Here is a 16,060-nt window from a genome sequence, read left to right on the forward strand (position 1 = left end):
CAAGCTGGAATCAGGGAAGCTGGAACAGGACCGGCAGATAACCGGTTTCGTGCAGGAACTCGATGCTTTCGACCAGTGGGATCGCCAGGAAGAAGAACAGGCCGTCGCCGAACGAGGTCAGGACGAGGCGCGGGTTGGTCTCCACCGTGTCGACGTCCTTCCACGCGGAGAAGCGCGGCCAGAACCGGGGAACGCGGGCGCGATAGGCGTCATAGGTGGCGCCGAACCGGTCCGCCAGGAACTGCTCCTCCTTGCCGACCACGACGGCGAACACCGCGTAGCAGGCGAGCGCGGCAAGCAGCGTGGTGACGACGCTGCCGGCCGCCGCGCCGACGCCGGCGGCGCCGATGAAGGAGAACACGTAGAGCGGATTGCGCGAGACCGAGTAGGGGCCTTCCTGGACCAGCTCGGCCTTCTTGCGCCCGCCGATATAGATCGTGCACCAGGCTCGCCCGAGCACGCACAGGAGCAGGAGGCCGATCCCGAAATATTCGATCGCTTCGTGGGCGAAACTGCCCGACGGCCAGGTCGACTCGGTGACCAGGAGGCCACCGATCGCGGCGACCAGAAGGACAAGCAGCGTCCATTTGCGCCGCCGCTGCACGTCCTGCAGCCAGGCGCTGGGCGTTACCGCTGCTGTTGTCTGGTCATTTGTCATGCGGCGAGGAAAGCCGAAGAAACGTGGCGGAAAGGGGGCGGGCGCCTGCGACGGTTCAACGCGGCGCCAGCACCATGATCATCTGCCGGCCTTCGAGCCGCGGCTCGTATTCGACCTTGGCGATCTCTTCCAGTTCATCGCGCACGCGCAGGAGCAGCTTCATGCCGAGATCCTGATGCGCCATCTCGCGGCCACGGAAGCGCAACGTCACCTTGACCTTGTCGCCTTCCTCGAAGAAGCGCCGCGCCGCCTTGATCTTCACCTCGTAGTCGTGGGTGTCGATGTTCGGACGCATCTTGATCTCCTTGATCTCGATGGTCTTCTGCTTCTTGCGCGCTTCTGCGGCCTTCTTCTGGGCCTGGTACTTGTATTTTCCGTAGTCCAGGATCTTGCAGACCGGCGGCCGGTTGTTCGGCGAGATCTCGACGAGGTCGAGGCCCGCTTCCTCGGCGAGCGCCAATGCTTCATCGATTGAGACGACGCCCTTGTTGTCGCCGTCGTCGGTAATGAGCTGGACTTGTTGGGAATCGATCTCCCGATTGACGCGCGGTCCTTCCTTCTGGACCGGCTGCGCTTTCATTGGACGGCGTGCGATTGTGCAGTCTCCTTATGCTGTGGTCGGTGCCCGACGCCGCTGCCGGGAATGTACTTGTGGCAGCACTAACGCCTTCGTCAGGCACTCCCTGCGAAGTTCGGCGCTTATAGGATTGGAAAGAAGCGCCGGCAAGTCAATCTTCAGTGTAAACGAAAACGACTTGGAATCGCCGAATTTCGGGGAAAATCGCTCAACGGCCCAGCAGTCGGGCATAGGTCTGAAGCGTTGCCGAGGTCATGGCGTCCAGGCTGAAGGCGCCGCGGACATGGGCCCGCGCCCGCTCCGAGATCGCCGCGCGCTGCGCCGGCGACAGCGCAAGCGCCTCACGAATCGCCGCGGCCAGGGCCGCCGCGTCTCCCGCTGGCACCCGCCAGCCGGTGCGCCTCTCGGCGTCGACGTCCGGCGGCGCCAGCACCGTTTCCGGCACCGCGCCGAGGTTGCTGACGACCACGGGCGTGCCGACGGCCTGGGCCTCGGCGGCACTGCGCCCGAAGGCTTCCGGCTCGGTCGAGGGCAGCGCCACGACATCTGCGGCGCGGTCGGCGGCGGGCATGTCGGCGCAATGGCCGACGATGTGCACCCGGTCGCGAAGGCCGGCCCCGTCGATGCGCTTCTCAAGGTCGGCGACGTAGTCGGTGCGCCCCTGGGGATCGCCGGCGAGCACGAAATCGACGTCGTCGAGCCCTTCGCCGGCGAGCCGGGCGGCGGCATCGATCAGCACCGCCTGGCCTTTCCATTCCGTCAGCCGGGCGGCCAGCAGGACGATGCGCCGGCCCTCCCGCACGCCCCAGGCGTCGCGCAGCCCCGCGATGCGATCCGCCGCGATCGTCTCGGGATCGAACTTGGTCAGGTCCGTGCCGCGATAGATCACCGTGAGCTTGCCGCGCGCCTGCCGGTGCCGGCTCTCGATGAGGTCTGCGGTGAAGCGGGAATTGGCGATGACGGCGTCGCCGCGCGCCATCACCGAATTGTACCAGTTCTTGAGCGACCCGCCTTTCTTGTAGGCGCCGTGATAGGTGGTCACGAACGGCACGCCCAGGCGCCGCGCCGCCAGAAGGCCGCTCCAGGCGGGCGCCCGGCTGCGGGCGTGGATCAGCGATACGTCTTCGCGGATCGACAGCCGTCTGAGCCGCTCCGCGTTCCACAGGATCTCGATCGGGTTCTTGGTCGCTGCGGGAAACGGCACCCAGATGCCGCCGGCCGCGTCGAGCTCGGTCACCAGGCGCCCGCCGGTTGTCGCGACAAGGGCGCGCGCGCCCGCCTGCACGAGCGCCGCGGCGACGTCGACGGCGGTGCGCTCGGCCCCGCCGGCGTCCAGCGACGGCACGATCTGCAGCACCGTGATGCCGGACAGGTCCGGCAGGCCCGTCGTGTGGGGATCTGTCCGGGTCTTTATCCGGGGTTTTTCTGGGCGCTCGTCCATGCCATTACCTAGCTCACCGACCTGAAGGAGACCAGAGCGTGTCAGAGGCCGAACGCACCGACATCGAGATTGGCGAGGGCGAGGAAGCGCGCCGGATCGCCGTATTGCGCCGCGCCGGCACGTCGCCCGACATCGTCTGGCTCGGCGGCTACCGCTCCGACATGGCCGGCACCAAGGCCGAGGCGCTGGACCGGTGGGGCGCGGACAACGGCCAGGGTGTCGTCCGCTTCGACTATTCCGGCCACGGGGTTTCGGGCGGCGATTTCCTCGACGGGTCGATCAGCCGCTGGCTGGCCGAGTCCTCGACCGTCATCGAGACCTGCACGGACGCGCCGCCGGTTCTCGTCGGCTCGAGCATGGGCGGATACCTGGCGCTGCTGACCGCGCTCGGCCGCCATGCCGCCGGCAATCCGGTCGCCGGGCTCGTGCTGCTGGCCCCGGCGGTCGACATGACCGAGCGGCTGATGTGGGAGGAGTTCCCCGGCGCGGTCCGTGCCGAGATCATGGACAAGGGCGTCTGGGTCGAGCCCTCGCAATACGATCCGGCCGGCAACCCGATCACCCGCAAGCTCATCGAGGACGGCCGCAACTATCTGATCATGGACCGCGCCACGCTGCAGGTCGGCTGCCCGGTCCACATCGTGCACGGCCGCGACGATCCCGACGTGCCGCTCGGCCTGTCGCTGGAGCTGGTGTCGCGGCTCGCCCATGACGACGTCATGCTGACCGTCGTCCACGACGGCGACCACCGTCTGTCGCGCGAGCAGGATATCGCGCTGCTGGTGCGCGTCGTCGCCGACATGGTCGCCGGCGTCTGAGCGGCGGTCATGGTCGAATGGACGTTGGCCGCGCGGGCGGATAGGGTGCGGCGAAACGGAACAAAACGTGCATGACCACCTCCGCGACCAGTCCTGAGCTTGACCGGCTGATCCAGCTTCTCGCGCGTCTGCCGGGCCTTGGCCCGCGCTCGGCGCGCCGCGCGGTGCTGCACCTGATCCAGAAGCGGGAGCAGCTCCTGGTGCCGCTCGCCGACGCGCTGCACATGGCCGCGGAGCGCATCACTGTGTGCGCGACCTGTGGCAACGTCGACACCGCCGACCCGTGCGCGATCTGCGCCGATCCGCGCCGCGACCCGGCGATCATCTGCGTCGTCGAGCATGTCAGCGACCTGTGGGCGCTGGAGCGCGCCCAGGCGACGCGCGGGCGCTACCATGTCCTCGGCGGCACGCTGTCGCCGCTCGACGGCATCGGACCCGACGATCTGCACATCGCCGAGCTCGTCGCCCGCGCCAAGGACCCGGCCGTGACGGAGGTGATCCTCGCCGTCAACGCCACCATCGAGGGCCAGACCACGGCGCACTACGTCACCGACATGCTGCATGGCCTCGACGTCACCGTGACCCGGCTCGCCCACGGCGTTCCCGTCGGCGGCGAGCTCGACTATCTCGACGACGGCACGCTGGCCGCCGCCATCCGCTCGCGCACGCCGTTCTGAGCGCCGGACCCGATGCCCCGCTATCGCCTTCTGATCGAGTATGACGGCGCCCCCTATGTCGGCTGGCAGCGCCAGACCAACGGGCGCGCGGTACAGCAGGCGATCGAGGAGGCCGTCGCGGCGTTCTGTGGCGAGCCGGCGACGGTCAACGGGGCGGGGCGCACCGATACCGGCGTCCACGCGCTCGGCCAGGTCGCCCATATCCATCTGGTCCGCGAATGGCCGGCCGACACGGTGCGCGACGCGATCAATGCCCACCTGCGGCCCGAGCCGGTGGCGATCCTGAGGGTCGAGCAGGTCCACAACGACTTCGATGCCCGCTTCTCGGCGGTGAAGCGGTATTATCGCTATGTGATCGTCAACCGGCGCGCGCCGCTGGCGCTGGATTCTGGCCGCGCCTGGCAGGTGATGAAACCGCTCGACGCCGCCGCCATGCACGAGGCCGGGCAGGCGCTTGTTGGCCATCACGACTTCACCACCTTCCGCTCCACCGAGTGCCAGTCGGCCTCGCCGGTGAAGACGCTCGACCGGCTTACCGTCGTCCGCGACGGCGAACGCATCGTCGTCGACTGCTCGGCGCGCTCCTTCCTGCACAACCAGGTGCGCTCGATGGTCGGCTCGCTGAAGCTGGTCGGCGAGGGCAAGTGGGCCGTTGCCGACCTCAAGGCGGCGCTGGAGGCCAGGGACCGCACCGCCTGCGGCCCCGTCGCCCCGCCGGACGGGCTCTATCTGGTGAAGGTCGACTATCCGGACTGAAGCCGGGGCGAAATCAGTCGATCAGCACCGTGTCCGCGCCCCGGGTGCTCCGGCGGCAGCTTTCGGGTCACCGCCGGCCGGCCGATCAATCGCCGCGGTGGCTCACATCCCGGCGGCTCACATTCCGGTGGCGCGGCTGATCAGTTCCGAGAGGACGAGCGACAGCAGGAACTCCAGCGCGACGATCCCGGCCGCGAGGGCGAAGCCGCATTCGAGCGCCGCCCGCGCCGTGATGAAGCGAAACCGGATCGCGAGGATGAGGGCGGTGAACAGCAGGAGCTGGGCGACGCCTTCGGGCGCCAGGCCGAACCCGAACAGGATCGCCGGCAGCGCCACCATGGCCGATATGATCGGGCTGCCCCAGTTGAAGGCGACGATCAGCCGGACGTAGTTGCTGGCAAAGCCCATCGGCGCCGCGATGATGGCGGTGACCAGCGGAAACGCCGCCCAGTCGATCACCAGCGAGAGCAGACGCGCGAGCGCGAAGCCCAGCTCGGGGAAATCGGCGCCGTCGGGCAGGGCGGACAGGATCATGCGCCGCTCGGCGCCGACATAGAGCATGTAGATCGGCAGCACCAGGATCGCCGCCAGGAACGAGCGCCAGAAGCCGCGAAAGCTCGTGTCGAACAGGCGTATCGCCTCGCGCTTGCCGAGGAACAGCCGCCAGGCGCCGGTCAGGCCGCGCTGTATGTCGTCCGCGTTCAGCATGGGATATCCGGCATGGACGCGTCAGCCACCGAAGCGCTCGAAATAGCCGGTCAGGAACCGCCGGTAGATCGCCGTCAGCGCCTTCAGGTCGGCGATCGCCACATTCTCGTCGACCTGGTGCATGGTCTGGCCGACGAGGCCGAACTCGATCACCGGGCAGTAATCCTTGATGTAGCGGGCGTCCGACGTGCCGCCGGTGGTGGAGTAATCCGGTTTGCGCCCGGTCTCCGCCTCGATCGTCTGCGACAAAAGCGCGGCGATGTCGCCGGCCTCGGTCAGGAAGGCTTCGGCCGCGTTCGGGACGAAGTCCACGCGCCCCGTCAGGCCGGTTCCCTCCAGCGCCGAGGCGACATGCGTCTCGATCACCGCCTGAAGGCTCTTCGCCGTGTGCAGGTTGTTGAAGCGGCTGTTGAAGTTGAGCCGCACGTCCGCGGGGATGACGTTGAAGGCCGGGTTGCCGGTGTCGACGCTGGTCACTTCCAGGGTCGAGGGATCGAACTCGTGCGTGCCGCTGTCCAGCGGCTCGGCATAGAGCGCGTGCAGGACCTTCTCCAGCCCCCGCGTCGGGTTGTTGGCCAGATGCGGATAGGCCGAATGGCCCTGCTTGCCGGTGATGGTGATGGTGCCCGACAGGGAGCCGCGCCGGCCGATCTTGATCATGTCGCCGAGCCGGTTCGGATTGGTCGGTTCGCCGACCAGGGCATGGTCGAAACGCTCGCCGCGCTCCTTCGCCCAGGCGAGTAGCTTGCGCGTGCCGTTGATCGACACGCCCTCCTCGTCGCCGGTGATCAGGAAGGAGATCGAGCCCTTCGGCGTGCCTTCGGTCTTGAGGTAGTCGAGCACGGCGGCGGCGAAGCAGGCGACCGCGCCCTTCATGTCGACGGCGCCGCGCCCGTAGAGCGTGTCGCCGGCGATCTCGGCGGCGAAGGGGGGGTGCGTCCAGCGGCCTTCCTCGCCGGCCGGCACCACGTCGGTATGGCCGGCGAAGGTCAGGTGCGGGCCGCCGCTGCCGATCCGGGCATAGAGATTGTCGACGTCGTCGGTGCCGTCTTCCGAGAACCGCACGATCTCGGCGTCGAAGCCGGCATCGGTGAGCAGGCGCAGCAGGTATGTCAGCGCGCCGCCTTCGTCCGGCGTCACGCTGCGGCAGCGGATCAGGTCCCGCGCGATCGCGACCGGATCGGCGTTCGGTTCCGCGGAAGGGTCGGTGGTGTCCTGCGACATGGTCCCGGCAGTCGTTCTTTCTCGGCAACAGTGACCGGCTAGGCTCTAGCCCGGCCCCCGGGGCAAGGTCAATCGCGGCCCTGTCCCTCGCCATGCTCTGGCACTACGGTGAGGCCTCTGATTCGCGCCAGGATCGACGAGGATCGACATGCCGCCCAGCGACGCGCCCGCAGCCGCGGAAGGAATTGAGCCGCGCAAGCCGCTGCCCGAACGGCTTGCCGCCGCGCTCGCCGTTTTCCTGGAGCGGCGCGTGCTGGTCATCCTGTTTCTCGGGTTTTCCTCCGGCCTGCCGCTGGCGCTTTCCGGATCGACGCTTGCCATCCGCATGACCGATGTCGGCGTCGACCTCGGCACCATCGGCCTGTTCTCGCTGGTCGGCCTGCCCTACACCGTCAAGTTCCTGTGGGCGCCGCTGGTCGATGCGACGCGGGTTCCCGTGCTGTCGCGGTGGCTTGGACGCCGGCGCGGCTGGCTGGTCTTCACCCAGCTCCTGCTGATGGCCGCGATCGTTTATCTCGGCTTCGTCGATCCGCTGGTCGATCCCTGGTTCGTGGCGCTCGGCGCGGTGCTGGTGGCGGCGGCGTCCGCCACCCAGGACATCGTCATCGACGCCTACCGGGTCGAAAGCCTGAAGACCGAGGAACAGGCCGCCGGCATGGCCTGGTTCGTGTCCGCCTATCGCATCGGCATGCTCATCTCGACCGCGGGCTGCGTCAGTCTCGTCGCGATTCTGGAAGGCTACGGCGTCGACACGATGCAGGGCTGGTCCTGGGCCTACGCGGCGATGGCCGTCTTCGTGCTGATCGGCACCGGCGCGGCGCTGGCCGGCCGCGAGCCCATGGAGCCGGAGGGCATGGCGGACGATCGCAACGCGGCGGTCCGCGTCGGCCGCACCGCCGTCGACGCCTTCGCCGAGTTCCTGGGCCGCAAGGACGCGATCGCGGTCCTCGCCTTCGTCGTGCTCTACAAGTTCTGCGACGCCTTCGCCGGCGTCATGACCGGGCCGTTCGTGATCTCGATCGGCTTCGACAAGCTCGCCTATGCCGGCATCGTCAAGGGCGTCGGCCTGTTCGCGGTGCTGGCGGGCGGCTTCGCCGGCGGCTTCATGCTGCGCGCCATGTCGATGGTCACGATGCTGTGGATCGCCGGCTTCCTGCAGATGGGGTCGAACCTGGTGTTCGTCTGGCAGGCGATCGTCGGCGTGAACACCACCGCGCTGGCCGTCACCATCGCGGTCGAGAATTTCACCGGCGGCATCGGCACGGTGATTTTCGTCGCCTATCTCTCCAGCCTCTGCAACGACGCGCGCCACACCGCGACCCAGTTCGCGCTTCTGACCGCGCTCGCCGCGGTCGGCCGCACCGTGCTGGCGGCCAATGCCGGCTACGCCGCCGAGGCGTTCGGCTGGGCGACCTTCTTCGCCATCACCGCGCTTGCCGCCATTCCCGGCCTCGCGCTGTTGTGGTGGCTGCAGCTGCGCGGCCATTTCGACAAGCCGAAGGCGGCCCCGGCGTCACGCCCGGCCGGGTAGCGCCCGCCAGGTCGACGTGACCAAGGTCAAGGCGGCGCGGGATGCCGCCTGCCACGGTTTTTTCCGATAGGATCGCCGATGACCGTCGAGGAGTGGCGTGATGGCGCCGAAGCCCGATCCGTACTGGTGGGAGGTCGCCCGTCCCGCCGCGCCGCAAGCCGAGGCGGACGCCGCAGTGCCGGGGCGGGTGGATGTCGTGGTGGTCGGCGCCGGGCTCACCGGCACGACCGCGGCGCTGACGCTTGCCAGGAACGGGGCCTCGGTTCTGCTGGTCGATTCCGAGGCGCCGGGCTACGGCGCCAGCACCCGCAACGGCGGCATGGTCGGCGGCGGCCACCGGCTTTCGATCGACCAGCTCGTCGCCCGCTACGGCACCGAGACGGCCCACGCCCTGCTGCGCGAAGCCCATGTCGACTCGCTCGACTTCGTGAAGCGGCTCATCCGCGACGAGGCGATCGACTGCGACTTTCACGTCCACGGCCGCTTCAGCGGCCAGCGCAGCCCCGACGTCTACGACGAGACGGCCCGGAATATCGAGCGGCTCAGGACAATCGTTCCGATCAACGCCGAGATGATCCCCAGGGCCGATCAGCGCCGCGAGATCGGCACTGATTTCTATGCCGGCGGCCTGCTGCTGCCCGATCACGGCGGGCTGCATCCCGGCAAGTATCACGCCGGGCTCCTGAACGCCGCCCGCCGGGCGGGCGTCATGGTTTCCGCGCCGACGCTGGTGCGCGCGGTCTCGTCTTTGGGAACCGGGCACCGGGTGTCGACGACGCGCGGCGACGTGCAGGCCGACGCGGTGCTGATGGCCACCAACGGCTACACCCGCCGCCGCTTCCGCCCGCTGATGCGGCGCATCATTCCGGTATCGAGCTATGTCGCGGCGACGCAGGCGCTGCCCGAGGATCTGATCCGGTCGATCATGCCGGGCCGCCGCATGGTGGTGGAGACCCGCAACCGGCATTGCTACTACCGCCTGTCGCCGGACGGAAAACGGCTCGTCTTCGGCGCCCGCGCGGCTATGCACCAGGTGTCGCAGGACACCGCGACGTCGGTCATCAGGGGGCTGATGCGGGAGATCTTCCCGGCGCTGGAGCCGGTCGGGATCACCCACAGCTGGAACGGCCGGCTCGGCTTTACCTTCGGCTTCCTGCCGCATATCGGCAGGATCGACGGGCATTGGCATGCGATGGGGTTCTCGGGAAGCGGCAACGCGATGGCGCCCTATCTCGGCAACAAGGTCGCGCTGGCGATGCTTGGCCGTGCCGAAGCGGAAACCGCCTTCATGAAGACCGAGTTCTCGACTCGGTTCTGGCATTTCGGCCGGCCGTGGTTCCTGCCGGTCGCGCACGCCCTGTACCGCGTCCTCGACCTTCGCGACGACGTCCGGCGGGCGTAGATACTGCCGTCAGATCAGCCGAACGCCTCGAACGCCGCGGGGTAGACCACCTGCGGGCGGTGTGCTGCGTGATTGCCGGGTTCCAGCGCCAGCGCCATGAAGGCGGGGCCCGACCACTGTGCGGCGTAGTGGCTGGCGATCCGCGAATCGAAGCCGAAGCGCTTGTAGTAGGGCGGGTCGCCGAGAACGAAGACGAGATCCTCGCCCGCCTCCTCGAGCCGGCTAATCCCTTCGCGCACCAGTGCCGTGCCGACGCCGCGACGCTGGTAGCAACGCGCCACGGCGACCGGCGCGAGTGCGGTCGCGCGGTTGTCGCTTCCCTCGATCCTGAGCCGCGAGAAGCCGGCATAGCCGACGATCTTGCCGTTCTTTTCCGCCACGAGAGACAGGACGAGGTCGCCGTCCGTGCGCAGCTTGTCGATCAGCTTGCCTTCAAGTTCGCTGTCGAAGGCGGCGGATATGACACAGCGGATTGCGGAGACGTCGGCAGGTGTTTCCTGGCGGATGGTTACGCCATCCATATTTTTGTCTGAAGACATGTTCGTCTTTCATTGGGCAGTTAGCCAATTCACCCGAACATTATACCCTTTTTCAGCCGGGCGCCCCTTGCGAATTCCGCATAGCTCATCTGTTGGCGGCCGGGCCGCTGGATCTCGACGAGCCTGATGGCACCGCCCGCGCAGGCAACGATCCCGTCCTCGTCGACGAGCGTGCCGGGGGCCTCGGGGCCGTCGCGATCCATGCTCTGCGAGCGGAGCACTTTCACGCGTTCGCCGGCGAGGTCGAACCAGGCTCCGGGAAACGGTGACAGGCCGCGGATGTGGTCGTGGACGGTTTGGGACGGCCGTGCCCAGTCGATGCGGGACTCCGCTTTGTCGATCTTGCTGGCATAGGTGACGCCGTCTTCCGGCTGGTCGCGGCAGTCCAGGCTGTCGCGCGATAGCGCGGCAAGCGCGCGCGCCATCAGCCCCGCGCCGATCAGCGCCAGCCGGTCGTGCAACTCGCCGGCGGTCATGTCGGGACCGATCGCGAGCCGCTCCTCCATGCAGACGGGACCGGTGTCGAGCCCCTCGGCCATGCGCATGACGGCGACGCCGGTCTCGCTGTCGCCGGCCATGATCGCCCGCTGGATCGGGGCGGCGCCGCGCCAGCGCGGCAACAGCGAGGCATGCAGATTGAAGCAGCCCTGCGCCGGCGCCTTGAGGACGGCCTTCGGCAGGATCAGTCCGTAGGCGACGACCACCGCCGCGTCGGCCCCGTGCGCGGCGAAGGCGCCCTGGGCCGTCTCGTCCCTCAGGGTTTTCGGCGTCAGAACCGGCAGGCCGAACCGGTCCGCCGCCTCGTGTACGGGGCTCTTGCGCTCGGCCATCCCGCGCCCGGCGCGCCGCGGCGGCTGCGAGTAGACGGCGACGACCTCGTGGCCCGCGCCGACGATTTCGGTCAGCGTCGGCACCGCGAAGTCCGGCGTTCCCATGAAGACGATGCGGAGGGTCACGGCGGGTCTTGTCCTGGTCGCGGGGCGGGACGGTCGCGCCCGGGGCTCATTCGGCCGCCGGCTGCTCGCTGTCCCCGGTGGGATCGGCGGCGCGGCGGCGCTTGAACTCGGGCACCTCGCCGCGCCTGGCGGCCTTGGTGAACTTCTTGACCACCCGGTCGCGCTTCAGCTTGGAGATGTGATCGATGAACAGGACGCCGTTGAGGTGATCGACCTCGTGCTGCACGCAGGTCGCCAGCAGCCCTTCGCAGGCGAGCTCCTGTTCCTTGCCGTCGCGGTCCAAGAACCGGACGGTGCAGGCGGCCGGCCGTTCGACCTCCTCGTAATAGTCGGGGATCGACAGGCAGCCCTCCTCGTAGGTCGAGGTTTCTTCCGAGGTCCAGATGATTTCCGGATTGATAAGGCAGATCGGTGCCTTCGGGTCGTCTTCCTTCGACACGTCGATGACGACGATGCGTTTCAGGACGCCGATCTGGCAGGCGGCGAGACCAATGCCGGGCGCCTCGTACATGGTCTCCAGCATGTCGTCCAGAAGCGCGTGCACGTCGTCGTCGACCGCCGGGACGGGCTCGCAGACCTGGCGCAGGACGGGATCGGGAATGTAGACGATGTCGCGAATTGTCATGGCGCTCAGATAGGAGAAAGCCCGGCCCGGGTCAACGCGGCGCATTGGCCGCGCGTCAAGGAATGTTCGCGTTTTGATCTCGCAATGCCGGAAGAATCGACTAGACTTGGTGGCATGGATCAGCCGCTTGTCGAAATCTCGGGTCGCCTGTTCACCGTCGGCGAGGGCGCTCTCGCCGGCGCCGCGCTGCTTTTCGTGGTTCTGCTGCTGATTCTGATCGGCGTCTTCCGGTCGCGCCGGCCGGATGCCGAGGAGGTGCGCCGCCGCCAGGAGGCCGAGCGCCAGCTCGCCGAGATGGCCCGCGCCCAGGCGGACATGAGCCGCACCCAGGCCGAACTGACCGGCCGCATGCAGACCATGGCCGAGGTGTTCGGAACCCGTCATGCCGATCTGGCGCGCGGCCTCAACGAGCGCCTCGACAAGTTCGGCCAGCGGCTCGGCCAGTCGGTCGAGACCCAGACGCGGGCCACCCACGACAGCCTGTCGAAGCTGAACGAGCGGCTCGCCGTCATCGACCGGGCGCAGAAGAACATCACCGAGTTGTCGAAGGAGGTCGTCGGCCTCAACCAGATCCTCGCCAACAAGCAGACCCGTGGCGCCTTCGGCCAGGGCCGGATGGAAGCGATCGTCCGCGACGGTCTGCCGGCCGGCTCCTACGAGTTCCAGTGGACGCTGTCGAACAACCGGCGTCCGGACTGCATCGTCCGCTTTCCCAATACCGAGGCCGTGCTGGTCATCGACGCCAAGTTTCCGCTGGAGGCGTTCGGCGCATTCCGGGAGGCGGAGATCGAGGATGCCCGCAAGATCGCCGCGCAGCGCCTGCGTACCGATTTTCTCAAGCACGTCACCGATATCCGCGAGCGCTATTTCATCCCGGGCGAGACCCAGGATCTGGCGATCATGTTCGTGCCCTCCGAATCGATCTACGCCGACCTGCACGAGCATTTCGAGGACGTCGTCCAGAAGGCCCACCGCGCCCGCATCATCGTCGTCGGCCCGTCGATGCTGATGCTGTCGATCCAGGTGATGCAGTCGATCCTGCGCGACGCGCGGATGCGCGAGCAGGCCCATCTGATCCACAAGGAAGTGACGCATCTCTCCGACGACGTGCGCCGCCTGCAGGAGCGCGTGTCGAAGCTGCAGCAGCATCACGGCCAGGCCGGCCGCGACATCGAGCAGATCCTCACCTCGACCGACAAGATCATCAAGCGCGGCGAGAAGATCGGCCAGCTCGACCTGGAAGAGGACAGCGGCGCGTCGTCGGTGGAGGAAAAGGCGCCGCCCGGCCCGCGTCTGCTTGCCGGCGAGTGATCGTCAGAACGACGGGACTTCAGGCCGGCTGAAACTCGGGGCGCCAGGGACCCAAGTCGCTAGGAACTCAGCTCGGTGGCGTGTCGGGCCGGTCGCCGAAGGCGTTCGGCCCCTCGTCACCGGGGATCACCCCGGCCGCCACCATCCAGATCATCCCGACAACCGGAACGAAGGCGAGCAGGCACCAGAACCAGGGCAGGCCCCGGTCGTGCTGGCGTTTCACCAGGATCGCCATCTCCAGCCACAGCGAGGCGAGGCCCAGCATGAGGGTCGGCCCGGCGGCCGCCTCCTGGCCGACGGCGGACACGATCAGGCTGATGGTGACGAACAGGACGCTCCACAGAAGCCCGATCGCGAGCCAGTAGGCCTCACGGCCGATCCTGCCGTTAAATCTGAAGAACAGCCACGCGAACGCCTCACGCCCGGCCTCCTGCTGCGTGTTCCGGGGGGCCTGGATATGGGGATTGTTCGCCAAAAGATTTGTCTCCACGCGACCGACAGTCGACCGCCGACATATAAGATTAACCCGGCTTGGGGCAATCCATGTCACACGCCGCCCGGCGATCCGGGCGGTTTGTCGTCCGGTCCCGGAGACGTACCCTTCAGGCGAGCGGATCCGGTCCGTAGCGGTTCTCGCCTTCGGTGCCGCGCAGAAAACCGCATTCGATCAGATACCAGAGCGCGCCGACGACGGGGATCAGCACGATCAGCAGCCACCACGCCGACTTGTCCCGGTCGTGCCAGCGCTTCGCGCCGACGGCGAGGCTGGGATAGAGCAGCACCAGGGAGACGATCGTGAACAGGATGTTGGCGAAGCCTTCCCCGAACAGCCCGTACAGGATCGCTGCCGCCACCCAGTTGATGACCCACAGGAGCACCGCGCCGATCCAGAACGGCTGGCGGCTGATGCGCCCCTCGAAACTCGTGAACAGATAGTTCCAGTCCATGCTGGCCTCCTCTCGCCGGCGGAAGCGGGTCCCCCGCTTCCGCAACGGCAAAGGCTAAGCGACCGGGGCCGATTCGTCGTCGGCAAAAAAACCGGGCGCCGGGAAAGCGGTTAGTCGCGCAGCAACTCGTTGATCGAGGTCTTGGAGCGTGTGCGCTCGTCGACCCGCTTGACGATCACCGCGCAGTAGAGGCTCGGGTTCGGCTTGTTTTCGCCGGCGGGCTTGTCGGAGGGCAGGGTGCCGGACACGACGACGGAATAGGGCGGCACCTCGCCGTAGACGATCTCGCCCGTGGCACGGTCGACGATCTTGGTGGACGCGCCGAGATAGACGCCCATCGACAGCACCGAGCCCTCGCGCACGACGACGCCCTCGGCCACCTCGGCGCGCGCGCCGATGAAGCAGTTGTCCTCGATGATGACGGGGCCGGCCTGCAGCGGCTCCAGAACGCCGCCGATGCCGGCGCCGCCCGAGATATGGCAGTTCTTGCCGATCTGCGCGCACGAGCCGACGGTCGCCCAGGTGTCGACCATGGTGCCCTCGTCGACATAGGCGCCGAGATTGACGAAGGAGGGCATCAGCACCACGCCCCTGGCGATATAGGCCGACCGGCGCACGATGCAGTTCGGCACGGCGCGGAAGCCGGCGTCGTTGAAGTGCTCCGCACCCCAGTTGTCGAACTTCGAGGGAACCTTGTCCCACCACACGGCGTTGCCCGGTCCGCCGGGGATGACCGACATGTCGTTCAGCCGGAACGACAGCAGCACGGCCTTCTTCAGCCACTGATTGACGACCCAGTCGCTGCCCTGCCTCTCGGCGACGCGGCGCTGGCCGGAGTCGAGCAGGGTCAGGGACGCCTCGACGGCCTCGCGGACCTCGCCCGTGGTTTCCGGATTGACGTCGGCCCGGTTTTCCCAGGCGGTTTCGATAATGGCTTCGGCGCGTGCGGCGTCCACGGTTCTCTCCCGTCGTGATCGATTGCGGCGGACCTTATTCGGGCAGGCGGCCCTGTCAATCTCGCCCGGTGGTGGTCTCGGCGACGCTCACCAGGAAATCGGCGAGATCGTCGGTGACATGGTCGATGTGGGCCGCGGTTCCGATCTCCACTTCCCAGCGCTGCCGGTAGGCGAGCGTTTCCTGCGGCGTATCGGGCGCGGCGACGACAAGCACGGTGCGCATGCCCAGCGTATGCGGCACCTCGAGATTGCGCGGCAGGTCCTCGAACATCGCCGATCGGCCCGTGTCGATGCCGTACTTGGTGACGAACCGGTCGTAGGGCGGCCGCGCCGGCTTCGGTTCGAAGTCCGCGGCGATGATGTCGAACAGATCCTCGAAATGCTCTTCGATGCCGAGCCGCCGGACGATCGCGTCGGCATGCGCCCGCGAGCCGTTGGTCAGCACGAACTTGCGGCCGGGCAACAGGCTGAGGGCGGCGCCCAGCGCCGGATCGGGCTCGATCGGCGAGTGATCGATCTCGTGGACATAGGCGAGGAATTCGTGCGGATCGACGCCATGCTCCGTCATCAGTCCGCGCAGCGTCGTACCGTACGTCTTGTAGAACGTCTTCTGGACCCGCTTCGCCTCCATCAGGTCGACGTTGAGAAGCCGCGAGATGAACGCGCCCATCTTCTTGTCGACCTGGGCGAACAGGTTCGAATGCGGCGGATACAACGTGTTGTCGAGATCGAAGATCCAGGTGTCGACGCCGGAAAAGGCGTCCGGGGTGGGCGTCTCAGACATCGCGAACATTCCCGTTACCGGTGACCGCGCCGCCGCGCGAAAGCTTTTCCTCGCCCGCCGCTATGCGTGGGGCAACCCCTCTCCCCGACCCTCCCCCGCAAGGGGGGAGGGAGGTCGTGTGCAAGGGGGCTGCGCTCAGCAACCGCTTCA

At 67.8% G+C, this 16,060-nt stretch carries 18 protein-coding genes; 6 read left to right on the plus strand and 12 right to left on the minus strand.

The features are described from left to right. Positions 1-10 precede the first annotated feature (10 nt). The 3 genes from ACSF9G_RS13045 to ACSF9G_RS13055 all read right to left on the minus strand — a co-directional run bounded on the left by ACSF9G_RS13045 (position 11) and on the right by ACSF9G_RS13055 (position 2,676). Complete coding sequence (locus tag ACSF9G_RS13045; protein ID WP_436642279.1) at positions 11-658, minus strand: methyltransferase family protein; 648 nt, start codon at positions 656-658, stop codon at positions 11-13. Between the two features lie 55 nt (positions 659-713). Continuing rightward, on the minus strand, positions 714-1,238 hold the full coding sequence (infC, locus tag ACSF9G_RS13050; protein ID WP_436642281.1) for a translation initiation factor IF-3: 525 nt from the start codon (positions 1,236-1,238) through the stop codon (positions 714-716). A 205-nt stretch (positions 1,239-1,443) separates the two neighbouring features. Next, complete coding sequence (locus tag ACSF9G_RS13055; RefSeq protein ID WP_436642283.1) at positions 1,444-2,676, minus strand: glycosyltransferase; 1,233 nt, start codon at positions 2,674-2,676, stop codon at positions 1,444-1,446. A 38-nt stretch (positions 2,677-2,714) separates the two neighbouring features. Between ACSF9G_RS13055 and ACSF9G_RS13060 the strand changes: the two genes are divergently transcribed. From ACSF9G_RS13060 to truA, 3 genes are all read left to right on the plus strand, one after another. Then, positions 2,715-3,494, plus strand: a complete 780-nt coding sequence (locus ACSF9G_RS13060; RefSeq protein ID WP_436642285.1) for an alpha/beta hydrolase — start codon at positions 2,715-2,717, stop codon at positions 3,492-3,494. A 71-nt stretch (positions 3,495-3,565) separates the two neighbouring features. Then, complete coding sequence (gene recR, locus ACSF9G_RS13065; protein WP_436642287.1) at positions 3,566-4,171, plus strand: recombination mediator RecR; 606 nt, start codon at positions 3,566-3,568, stop codon at positions 4,169-4,171. Between the two features lie 12 nt (positions 4,172-4,183). Continuing rightward, on the plus strand, positions 4,184-4,927 hold the full coding sequence (gene truA / locus ACSF9G_RS13070; RefSeq protein WP_436642289.1) for a tRNA pseudouridine(38-40) synthase TruA: 744 nt from the start codon (positions 4,184-4,186) through the stop codon (positions 4,925-4,927). Positions 4,928-5,044: 117 nt separating this feature from the next. Here the strand turns inward: truA and ACSF9G_RS13075 are convergent, their stop codons facing one another. Together ACSF9G_RS13075 and dapE are read right to left on the minus strand one after the other, a co-directional pair. Next, positions 5,045-5,635: a hypothetical protein gene (locus tag ACSF9G_RS13075; RefSeq protein WP_436642291.1), complete on the minus strand. Its 591-nt coding sequence runs from the start codon at positions 5,633-5,635 to the stop codon at positions 5,045-5,047. Between the two features lie 21 nt (positions 5,636-5,656). Next, complete coding sequence (gene dapE, locus ACSF9G_RS13080) at positions 5,657-6,859, minus strand: succinyl-diaminopimelate desuccinylase (protein ID WP_436642293.1); 1,203 nt, start codon at positions 6,857-6,859, stop codon at positions 5,657-5,659. Positions 6,860-7,007: 148 nt separating this feature from the next. Between dapE and ACSF9G_RS13085 the strand changes: the two genes are divergently transcribed. Together ACSF9G_RS13085 and ACSF9G_RS13090 are read left to right on the plus strand one after the other, a co-directional pair. Beyond that, entirely contained in the window at positions 7,008-8,390 is a 1,383-nt protein-coding gene (locus ACSF9G_RS13085; protein WP_436642295.1) for an AmpG family muropeptide MFS transporter, read from the plus strand. A 100-nt stretch (positions 8,391-8,490) separates the two neighbouring features. Further along, a complete protein-coding gene (locus ACSF9G_RS13090) occupies positions 8,491-9,792 on the plus strand; it encodes an NAD(P)/FAD-dependent oxidoreductase (RefSeq protein ID WP_436642297.1) in 1,302 nt (433 codons plus the stop codon). 14 nt (positions 9,793-9,806) lie between these two features. On the opposite strand, the gene ACSF9G_RS13095 is transcribed toward ACSF9G_RS13090, so the two are convergent. From ACSF9G_RS13095 to def, 3 genes are read right to left on the minus strand one after another with little or no spacing between them, the layout of a single operon-like run. Next, on the minus strand, positions 9,807-10,313 hold the full coding sequence (locus ACSF9G_RS13095; protein ID WP_436642299.1) for a GNAT family N-acetyltransferase: 507 nt from the start codon (positions 10,311-10,313) through the stop codon (positions 9,807-9,809). A gap of 47 nt (positions 10,314-10,360) precedes the next feature. Further along, the gene (gene fmt / locus ACSF9G_RS13100; RefSeq protein WP_436642301.1) at positions 10,361-11,287 is read right to left on the minus strand and encodes a methionyl-tRNA formyltransferase; all 927 of its coding nucleotides are present in this window, start codon (positions 11,285-11,287) and stop codon (positions 10,361-10,363) included. A 46-nt stretch (positions 11,288-11,333) separates the two neighbouring features. Then, positions 11,334-11,912 (minus strand): peptide deformylase, encoded by a 579-nt coding sequence (gene def / locus ACSF9G_RS13105; protein ID WP_436643248.1) that lies wholly within the window; start codon positions 11,910-11,912, stop codon positions 11,334-11,336. A gap of 114 nt (positions 11,913-12,026) precedes the next feature. On the opposite strand from def, the gene ACSF9G_RS13110 reads away from it, so the two are divergent. Next, the gene (locus ACSF9G_RS13110; RefSeq protein WP_436642303.1) at positions 12,027-13,223 is read left to right on the plus strand and encodes a DNA recombination protein RmuC; all 1,197 of its coding nucleotides are present in this window, start codon (positions 12,027-12,029) and stop codon (positions 13,221-13,223) included. Between the two features lie 67 nt (positions 13,224-13,290). On the opposite strand, the gene ACSF9G_RS13115 is transcribed toward ACSF9G_RS13110, so the two are convergent. The 4 genes from ACSF9G_RS13115 to ACSF9G_RS13130 all read right to left on the minus strand — a co-directional run bounded on the left by ACSF9G_RS13115 (position 13,291) and on the right by ACSF9G_RS13130 (position 15,910). Beyond that, positions 13,291-13,698 (minus strand): DUF805 domain-containing protein, encoded by a 408-nt coding sequence (locus ACSF9G_RS13115; protein WP_436642305.1) that lies wholly within the window; start codon positions 13,696-13,698, stop codon positions 13,291-13,293. A 127-nt stretch (positions 13,699-13,825) separates the two neighbouring features. Further along, positions 13,826-14,170: a DUF805 domain-containing protein gene (locus ACSF9G_RS13120; protein WP_436642307.1), complete on the minus strand. Its 345-nt coding sequence runs from the start codon at positions 14,168-14,170 to the stop codon at positions 13,826-13,828. 110 nt (positions 14,171-14,280) lie between these two features. Continuing rightward, on the minus strand, positions 14,281-15,126 hold the full coding sequence (gene dapD, locus ACSF9G_RS13125) for a 2,3,4,5-tetrahydropyridine-2,6-dicarboxylate N-succinyltransferase (RefSeq protein WP_436642309.1): 846 nt from the start codon (positions 15,124-15,126) through the stop codon (positions 14,281-14,283). A gap of 55 nt (positions 15,127-15,181) precedes the next feature. Then, complete coding sequence (locus tag ACSF9G_RS13130) at positions 15,182-15,910, minus strand: pyrimidine 5'-nucleotidase (RefSeq protein WP_436642311.1); 729 nt, start codon at positions 15,908-15,910, stop codon at positions 15,182-15,184. Between the last annotated feature and the right edge of the window lie 150 nt (positions 15,911-16,060).

It is taken from the genome of Microbaculum mangrovi (assembly GCF_051390635.1).
Classification (GTDB): Bacteria; Pseudomonadota; Alphaproteobacteria; order Rhizobiales; family Tepidamorphaceae; genus Microbaculum.